The sequence below is a fragment of the Burkholderia sp. Se-20378 genome (assembly GCF_017104665.1).
Classification (GTDB): Bacteria; Pseudomonadota; Gammaproteobacteria; order Burkholderiales; family Burkholderiaceae; genus Burkholderia; species Burkholderia lata.
Map to the genome: position 1 here is coordinate 18,017 of NZ_JAAGPG010000063.1, position 9,669 is coordinate 27,685.

Annotated in this window: 5 protein-coding genes; 1 reads left to right on the plus strand and 4 read right to left on the minus strand. The window is 65.8% G+C overall.

Annotated elements, in window-relative coordinates:
• Positions 1-81 precede the first annotated feature (81 nt).
• The 4 genes from G3N93_RS10320 to G3N93_RS10335 all read right to left on the minus strand — a co-directional run bounded on the left by G3N93_RS10320 (position 82) and on the right by G3N93_RS10335 (position 4,314).
• Positions 82-1,332: an MFS transporter gene (locus G3N93_RS10320; protein ID WP_174933329.1), complete on the minus strand. Its 1,251-nt coding sequence runs from the start codon at positions 1,330-1,332 to the stop codon at positions 82-84.
• Positions 1,333-1,354: 22 nt separating this feature from the next.
• Positions 1,355-2,203, minus strand: coding sequence for a hypothetical protein (locus G3N93_RS10325; RefSeq protein ID WP_174938615.1), 849 nt, complete (start codon positions 2,201-2,203; stop codon positions 1,355-1,357).
• A gap of 134 nt (positions 2,204-2,337) precedes the next feature.
• Complete coding sequence (locus tag G3N93_RS10330; protein WP_206132961.1) at positions 2,338-3,153, minus strand: AraC family transcriptional regulator; 816 nt, start codon at positions 3,151-3,153, stop codon at positions 2,338-2,340.
• A 351-nt stretch (positions 3,154-3,504) separates the two neighbouring features.
• The gene (locus G3N93_RS10335; RefSeq protein ID WP_206132962.1) at positions 3,505-4,314 is read right to left on the minus strand and encodes an alpha/beta fold hydrolase; all 810 of its coding nucleotides are present in this window, start codon (positions 4,312-4,314) and stop codon (positions 3,505-3,507) included.
• Between the two features lie 633 nt (positions 4,315-4,947).
• On the opposite strand from G3N93_RS10335, the gene uvrA reads away from it, so the two are divergent.
• A partial coding sequence (gene uvrA, locus G3N93_RS10340; RefSeq protein ID WP_206132963.1) for an excinuclease ABC subunit UvrA occupies positions 4,948-9,669 on the plus strand: 4,722 nt, incomplete at its 3' end.

The window sequence follows — 9,669 nt, forward strand, 5'->3', positions numbered from 1 at the left end:
GCAAGCACTCGGCAATACCGATCGTCGGCCATCCGCATTTGCGAGCGACCTACGTTCGCGTGTCGCTCCATCCGGGCCGCGTCACCGCAAAGGCTGGTACTTCCTCGCATCCCGGCTATCGGTGCCGCCGCCGGCAGGCGATGCGCCGCGCTCCTTCGACGATGCCCGAAGCGTCCATGCGAAAGCGAGGCCGAGCAGACCGGAGATGCAGTACCACGGCAGGGCAGGGGCGGGCACGACGTCGGAGACGAACCCGAAAATCGCGGGAACGGACGCAATCGCAATCTGGTTGATGGCCATCGCAGCACCGAGCACTTCACCGACCTGCCCCTCCTCTGCGCTGTCCGACAGCCAGACCACCCACGGGCCGTACCAGCCGAAACAGCACACGCCGATCAGCGCCGAGAACGTGACGACGACCCACGTCGCCGAATGTGCGGGCAGCGATGCCGCGGCGATCAGCGCAACGGGCGTGATGCCGAGGCACAGTGTGACGAACCGGCGCTTGCCGTCAGCGATGCGATCGCTGATCGCCGACAACACGATCCGGCCTGCCGAGCCGCTCAATTGGACGATGAACAACACCCACGCGGCATCGGTCGGTGAATAGCCGAAACGACGCTGCGCGAAGATCGCCCAGAAAATCGAGATCGCGGTCTGCGCGCCGACGAGCACGGCACCGACCACGGAGATTCGCCGGAATCCGGCGTCGCGGAGATGGTGTTTCAGGCCATCCAGCGCGGACGCGGACGCACGCTGCGCGTGCCGCGGCGAATTACGGAACACGGCGCCGTACACGATGGCGGATGCTGCGAGCACGGCACTCGCGGCGAGCATCGCGCGCGTCCAGTCCGTGTGGATGAGCAGCGCAGGGAAGAACACTGCCGCCAGTGCGCCGCCAAGCGGCAGCGCAGCCTGCCTGACGCCCATCGCGAGGCCGCGTTCGCCGGGCGGAAACCAGTGATAGATCGCCCGGCTGCCGCCCGGCTGAACCGGGCTGTAGCCGACGCCGATCATCACCATGCCGGCAACGAGCCCGGCGTAGCCGGAGGACAGCGCCACGAGCGTCATCGCGACGCTCAATATCGTCAGGCCGAGGACGACGGGCCAGCGCTCGCCGTATTGATCCAGCACGCGCCCGACGAGCGCGAGCCCGAGAATGGGGACGACGTTCGAGAACGTCGCGAGGCCGCCGATCTGGCCGAGCGAAAGTCCGAACGTCTTCTGCGCGAACGTGCCCCACACACCGATTCCCTGACTCGCGAGCGCCGCGGTCAGTTGCGTCAGTGTCGATACGCCGAGCACGTACCACCGATAGTCTGCTGACTTCAACCGGACAACTCCGTTGCAAGGCTCATGCGAATTCAGGTTGACGCGGGCTCGCGAGGCGGCCAGCCTCGGCATCGTGCAGATGGTTCGACAATTTGCGGTAGTAGCGAGCCATGTCGTTCAGCAGGTCGACGCTCGATTGCCGCAGGAGCGACCAGTCCGGCACGAATTCGGTCGCCGAACAGAAATCGTCGAATCCCTGGACGAGCGATGCGAAATGCCCGCGCTCCGTTTCGCCGAGATGATCGTGGATGAAGGCGAGATCCTGCTTCCACGTGTCTTCCGGACGCTTCAGCACATCGCGGTGCCAGCGGGAAAAGCGTGACGCGGCAAACGTGAATTCCGCGTGGTTGTACAACTCTTCCGGCAGCGAGATCAGCATGGCCCTGCCGAGATCTTCGCCGTTCTGGCGATAGCGTCGCGATGCCGGGATGACTTCCTTGAGCCCATGGATCGCGTAGCGGTCCAGTTTCCACGCGTCGGTACCCGCGAGACGGTTGGCAAAATCGTCGTAGAGTTGCTGATGGTCGACGCCGCCGATGCCGACATCTTCGTGCGACACCTCCGACAGGCGCGTCGCGCAACGATAGAGGACATCACGGTGCGTCGCCGATTCCGTCTGCTCCGCAGTGCCGAGCAACCGGAACGTCAGCGCGCAGAAGCTCGCCGCGCCCGTCCCGGGGCTGCGCCAGTTCTTGAAGAAGAGGCAGCGTGCGGTTTCATTCCACGCGCGCGCCGTGAATTCGTCGAAGAAGGATTCGATGACTGCCGTCGCGTCGGATGCCTGCTCGTACGCTTCGTATAGCGCGTTTCGTACTTCGGGATTGGACACCAGCGCGATCTCGACGCCGGCGATCTTGCTCATGTTGCTCATTCGCTAAGCCTCCTAACACTCGCTATCAAGTGGGCGACGGAGCGCGGATGGACGCGTGCGGCTCCGCTTGTGCGACGCGCGGCGGTCGGGCCGCGAACGTCAGCCTGATGAGCGTAAGGGGGCGTGTCGATGCGTTATGTCGATGGCAGGTCAGGACTGTCGATTTCCTGCCGCTCGGCCGCGCCCCGGCGCCGCAGATGTCGCGGCGAAAGGCCGAAGGCCTTGCGCATCGAATCGGCGAAATGAGGGGCCGACGCGAAGCCCACGGTGTTCTGGATGTCGACCACCGGCAACGTGGTCGAGAAGAGCAGCCGCTTCGCTTCTGCGAGGCGGGTATCGAGTACGTACTGGCCGATCGATTGACCCTGTTCGGCGTGGAACCATCTCGACAGCGTTCGTTCGGATGTGCCGAACTGACGCGCGAGCGTCGCGCAGGACAGGTCGCCGTCGAGGTGTTCGCCGATATGAATCCTGACCTCGCGCACGACGTCGGCCGGCTCGCGCGAGCGCGACGGCAGGACGGAGGTCATGATGCGGCCTGCCTCCTGCAGGATGAGCAGGTCGAGTTCGTGTGGGCCGAGAAGCGGGCCGGATTTTCGGGCGAGATGCGCGCGCACGCGCAGCAGGTCGGAGAGGAGCAGCGACGTTCCCCATTTCTCCGACTGTTGTATGGGCGAGCGCAGGTCCACATTGCCCTGCGACATCAGGTTGTCGATGTTCAGGTAGTAGCAGAGATGGCGCTGTCCAGGCGTCGCGGACACGTGATGGATGTGCCGTTCGGGGACGAACCAGAGACTCCCGCTCGCCAGGACATCGCCGCGCGCCTGGCGCGGCGACGACACCGAAAAGATGCCGTCGAGCGGTACGAACAGCATGTCGTACGAGTGGGCATGCGGGCCATTGGAATAATGGCCTTGATTGTCGCAGACGACGTCGAAATCGATGTTCATTGCAACGCTGCGGTTAAAAGGAACAGGTGAAGTGTAGGACGAAAGCGGGAAGGGAGCGTTGCCGCCGGATTCCCGAGACTTCGGATACGGGTGGCAACGGGAATTCCGCAGGATGGAAACCGGAAGCCGGGTACAGGGGCAACCGGGAAACCGTATTCGGATGCAGTCGGGCGCGGCGAAGCGCGGCATTCCGACGGGTCGCGACTGCACAAGGCGAGTGTCGAGAAGGCGATACAACGTCGCATGGCGGACGCGTACTTGCCTTCACATCCACGACCTGGTTGACAAGGCCTTTCCGCCTGGGGGTATCTTCGTCGGCGTTTCGCTACTTGCTTCCACCATGGCCGAACATTACAGTGATCCGATGAAATCCACGATCCTGCCCGTGACTTCCTGAGGCCGCTCAAGGCTCGGCAGATGGGCGGTACCGGATATCGGGTGGAAGATTCCGTCAGATACGGTATTCGCGACGTAACGGCTCCGCTCCTGCATGCCGGGAAGGTCAAGCTCGCCGCACATCACCAATGTCGGGACTGAAATTTCTTCCAGTCGCCCATAGGCAATCGGTGCATCCGTGTTCATGCCTACCGGGGGCAAACCGAGGGCGATAGCGTTCATCTCGTCAAACAGCTTGCGAGCCTCACCCTTCACGCGCCCTTCGTGCTGAAGCGGGCCGTCAAGCCAGAGACTCGCGCGTATTGCAATGGCTTCTTCAATGTGGCTGTTGGCTTCGGCGTCGGCTAAACGGGCAATCAAATCGTCAACCTGCGCCGCATGGATTATTTTTGGCGCGCCGGTCACATTCGGCGCAACAAGAACCAGAGCGCGAACACATGACGGATATCGAAGCGCTGCGTCGAGTGCTATGCCCCCTCCTTGAGAGCAGGCCACCAGTATTGCAGGGGTGCCGTCTGTCACCGACTTGATAACGGCGATCAAATCGTCAACCGAAGAATGGCTCTCTGCTTCAGCAACTGTTTCTCCAAAGCCTCGTCGATCATAGGCAATGGCTTGGAGACTCGTGCCTGTTTCACGCATCTGGTGGCCCCACATCCGGCGGTCCGCGACTCGTGCGTGCAAAAACACGATCGGGGCTCCACTGCCGACGACTTCGGTCGCCAGAGCGGCGCGACCGGACGTAACCAGAACGCTGTTCTTCATGCGCTATCCGATATCTGAGAATGGACTCAACACCCGATGTGCGGGGCGTTTCGTTTCCGGCGTCGAACGTGTGAAGCTCGGGTGAAGCTCGCCCTGTCCGGCTTACGGTCATGCAAAATTTGCAGGTTTCCCACCAGGAAATCCAACTGAACCACGAGCGTGCCGTGTTCGCGGAGCAAGGTAGCATCAAAGACTCTCGCGCGCAGTCGGGCGAGTTTGCGGTGACGGCTCGGGTTGCAGGTGTACCGCCTCGATGTCGAACGTGTCGAATTGGCCGGGCTTCGCGGTCCGGCCTTTCCCGATCCTCCCCATCTCGACTGCCACCTTGAATCGGGTCTCAATCGCCCTGGCCAGGGAAGACGGACCACGAGCGCATCGAGGCATGCGTCATGTCCAAGCCGGGTTCCAGCTTGAGCGAACAGCGTTCCGGGTGACGTGAATCCCGACCGCCAGCCGCCTGCCCATGACGCCCCCAGGGTCGTCATGGAAAACTGTATGAATATACAGTATAGTGTCCGTCGAAATCGAGTCGCACGGGTACAACCTTGCGGCCCGCGCGCCGCGCCTGCGGGCATCCGCCGCAGCGTCCCGGCACCGTGAACTCTGGCTAACTCATTCAGACGGGCAGGCAAATTGTCATCCAGCAATCTGATCCGCATTCGCGGAGCACGTCAGCACAACCTCAAGAATCTTGATCTCGACCTGCGCACCGGCGAGATGACGGTCGTCACCGGCCCGTCGGGCTCCGGCAAGTCGAGTCTCGTGTTCGACACGCTGTACGCGGAAGGCCAGCGGCGCTACGTCGAGACGTTTAGCGCGTACGCGCGGCAGTTCCTCGACCGGATGGATCGCCCGCAGGTCGAGCGTGTCGACGGCGTGCCGCCCGCGATCGCGATCGACCAGACCAATCCGGTCCGCAGCTCGCGCTCCACGGTCGGCACGATGACCGAGCTGAACGATCACCTGAAGCTGCTGTACGCGCGCGCGGCCGAGCTGTTCGACCGCAAGACCGCGCGGCAGGTGCGGCACGACACGCCGGAGACGATCTACTCGGATCTCGTTGCGCGCACGCAGGCGGACGATCCGCGCGTTGTCGTCACGTTCCCGGTCGAGCTGCCGGAAGCGGTGTCCGACGAAGAAATCGCCCAGTGGCTGTCGGCGAGCGGCTATACGCGCGTGCAGGCGCAGCGCGAGGTCGCGTCGCCCACCGGGCTGCGCAAGGTGCTCGACGTGGTGGCCGACCGCTTCCGTGTGCAGAAAACCGACAAGGTGCGCGTCGTCGAGGCGATCGAGGCGTCGCTGAAGCGCGGCGGCGGGCGCGTGAACGTGTACGTGCTCGCGGCGGAGCCGGAAGGCCCGGGAAGCGCGGCGGCCGAGCCGCAGGTGTGGCGCTTCTCCACCGGGCTCCACGATCCCGACAGCGACCTGCGCTACGCGGAGCCGCAGGCGGCGCTGTTCTCGTTCAATTCGGCGTACGGCGCGTGCGAAACGTGCCGCGGCTTCGGCCGCGTGATCGGCGTCGATCTCGGCCTCGTGATCCCCGACGCGCGCAAGACGCTGCGCGGCGGCGCGATCAAGCCGATGCAGACCCCCGCCTGGAAGGAGTGCCAGGACGACCTGATGCGCTACGCGGCGAAAGCCGGCATCCCGCGTGACACGCCGTGGGCCGAGTTGTCGGACGCCGAGCGCGACTGGGTCGTCAACGGGTCGCCGGACTGGAACGGCAAGTGGCAAAGCCAGTGGTACGGCGTGAAGCGCTTCTTCGGCTATCTCGAGTCGAAAGCGTACAAGATGCATATCCGCGTGCTGCTGTCGAAATACCGCAGCTACACGCCGTGCGACGTGTGCGGCGGCGCGCGCCTGAAGACGGAATCGCTGCAGTGGCGGTTCGGCTCGAAGGAAAACGCCGACGGCGTGCTCGCGCCGGCCGGTCGTTTCATGCCGCGCGGCGTCGACTGGAGCCGCGCGCAGCTCGAAGCGCTGCCGGGCCTGACCGTGCACGACCTGATGCTGTTGCCGATCGAGCGCATTCGCCGCTTCTTCGACGGCATCAGCCTGCCGAGCGCGCTGCTCGACGATGCGCTCAAGCTGCTGCTCGCCGAGGTGCGCACGCGCCTGAAATACCTGTGCGACGTGGGGCTCGGTTACCTGACGCTCGACCGGCAAAGCCGCACGCTGTCGGGCGGCGAGGTGCAGCGGATCAACCTGACGACGGCGCTCGGCACGTCGCTCACGAAAACCCTGTTCGTGCTCGACGAGCCGAGCATCGGGCTGCATCCGCGCGATCTCACGCGGATCGTCGAGGCGATGCAGCGGCTGCGCGATGCGGGCAATACGCTGGTCGTGGTCGAACACGATCCGTCGGTGATGCTCGCGGCCGACCGGCTGATCGACATGGGGCCCGGCCCGGGCGAGCGCGGCGGCACGATCGTCTACGACGGCACGCCGGGCGACATCCGGTCGGCGCACACGCTGACGGGCGAGTATCTCGGCGGCCGCAAGCATGTCGCGCACGCGTCGAACTGGGCGCGTCGCGTGGTCGACGCGAACACGCCGCGCATCGTGCTCGAGGGCGCGAGCGAACACAACTTGCGCGACGTGACGGTCGAGATTCCGCTGCAGCGGCTCGTCTGCGTGACGGGCGTGTCGGGGTCGGGCAAGTCCACGTTGCTGCAGGACGTGCTCTATCCGGCGATGGCGCGGCACCACGGCAAGGCGACCGAGTCGCCGGGCGCGTACCGTGGCCTCACGGGCGCCGACCAGGTGGGTGACGTCGTGTTCGTCGACCAGTCGCCGATCGGCAAGACCACGCGGTCGAACCCGGCGAGCTACGTCGGCGCGTTCGATGAAATCCGCAAGCTGTTCGCGAAGGCGCCGCTCGCGCTGCAACGCGGCTACGGCGCCGGCACGTTCAGCTTCAACTCGGGCGACGGCCGTTGCCCGACCTGTGGCGGCTCGGGCTTCGAGCACATCGAGATGCAGTTCCTGAGCGACGTCTACCTGCGCTGCCCCGATTGCGACGGCAGCCGCTACCGCGCCGAGATTCTCGAAGTGCGCATCGAGCGCAACGGCCGCGCGCTGAGCATTGCCGACGTGCTCGACCTCACCGTCAGCGAAGCGGCCGCGTTCTTCGCGACCGATGCCGAGGTGTTGCGCGTGCTGCAGCCGATCGTCGACGTCGGCCTCGAATACGTGAAGCTCGGCCAGCCGGTGCCGACGCTGTCGGGCGGCGAAGCGCAGCGGCTGAAGCTGGCCGGCTTCCTCGCCGAATCGGCGGCAGCCGTCAACGGCCGCCGGGTCGTCACCGAAGAGGCGCGCATCGCGCGGGCGAAGCTGTTCATGTTCGACGAGCCGACCACCGGGCTGCACTTCGACGACATCGCGAAGCTGATGCAGGCGTTCGGCAAGCTGCTCGCGGCCGGCCATTCGCTGATCGTGATCGAGCACAACCTCGACGTGATCCGCGCGGCCGACTGGCTGATCGATCTCGGCCCGGAAGGCGGCGACGGCGGCGGCCTCGTGCTGTGCGCGGGTACGCCCGACGACGTGAAGGCCTGCGCCGAATCGCATACGGGCGTGGCGCTGCTGCAATACGACCGCGCGATGGACGCCGAACTGGCGCTCGCCGACGAAGGCAAGCCGCTGCAGGCCGTGCTGAACGCGGCGCGCGAGCGGCGTGCGATCGAAGGCGAAGACGTCGTGCGGATCGTCAACGCGCGCGAGCACAACCTGAAGGCGCTCGACGTCGACATCCCGCACGGCAAGTTCAACGTGATCACCGGCGTGTCGGGTTCCGGCAAGTCGACGCTCGCGTTCGACATCCTGTTCCATGAAGGCCAGCGCCGTTACCTCGAATCGCTGAATGCGTATGCGCGCTCGATCGTGCAGCCGGCCGGCCGCCCCGAAGTCGATGCGGTGTACGGCATTCCGCCGACCGTCGCGATCGAGCAGCGGCTGTCGCGCGGCGGGCGCAAGAGCACGGTCGCGACCACGTCCGAGGTCTGGCACTTCCTGCGGCTGCTGTACGTGAAGCTCGGCCTGCAGCATTGCATCCACGACGGCACGCCCGTCACGTCACAGTCCGTCGAATCGATCGCCGCGCAGTTGCTGCGCGATCATCGCGGCGAACACGTCGGGCTGCTCGCGCCGCTCGTCGTCAACCGCAAGGGCGTCTACACGGATCTCGCGAAGTGGGCGAAGGCGCGCGGCAGCACGCATCTGCGGGTCGACGGCGAGTTCGTGCCGGTCGATCCGTGGCCGAAGCTCGACCGCTTCCGCGAGCATACGATCGAACTGCCGGTGGCCGACATCGTCGTGTCGCCGGACAACGAGGCCGAACTGCGGCGCGTGCTCGACGAGACGCTCGAGATTGGCAAGGGCGTGATGCATCTGCTCGCGCCGCTCGACGGGCTGCACCATGCGATGCAGAACGATCACTCGACCGCGCGCGTCGGCACGGTCAAGGTGCTGTCGGTCAAGCGCGCGTGCCCGGTGTGCGGCACGAGCTACCCGGAGCTGGACCCGCGGATGTTCTCGTACAACAGCAAGCACGGCTGGTGCACGACCTGCGTCGGCACCGGCGTCACGCTCACGCGCGAACAGCGCGCCGCGTACGACGACACGGTGCTCGCCGGGGATGATCGCGGCCGCGAGCAGACACTGCCGTCCGACGAGCAGGAACCGGAAGGCGTGGGCAACGAGCCGTGCCCGGATTGCAACGGCACGCGGCTGAACCCGTCCGCGCGCGCGGTCACGTTCGACGCGCATCCGATCGTCGAGGTCGCGCAGTGGACGGTGTCCGACACGCGACGCTGGATCGACGGGCTGGAACTGACGGGGCGCGACGCGCAGATCGCACGCGATATCGTCAGCGAGATCGGCAGTCGCCTCGCGTTTCTGGAGGAGGTCGGGCTCGGTTACCTGAGCCTCGACCGTGCGGCGCCGAGCCTGTCGGGCGGCGAAGCGCAGCGCATCCGGCTCGCCGCGCAGCTCGGCAGCAACCTGCAGGGTGTCTGCTACGTGCTCGACGAACCGACGATCGGCCTGCATCCGCGCGACAACCAGATCCTGCTGGACGCGCTGCGCAAGCTCGGCGACAAGGGCAATACGCTCGTCGTCGTCGAGCATGACGAGGACACGATCCGCCGCGCCGATCACATCATCGACGTCGGCCCGGGCGCCGGCAAGCGCGGCGGCACGCTGGTCGCGCAGGGCGCGGTCGCGGATCTGGCCGCGCAGTCCGATTCGGTGACGGGGCGCCTGCTCGCGCAGCCGATGACGCACCCGCTGCAGCCACGCCGCAGCGTGAGCCTGCCGGGCAAGAAGGGCGGCGATGCGGTGCCGGAAGCCTGGCTG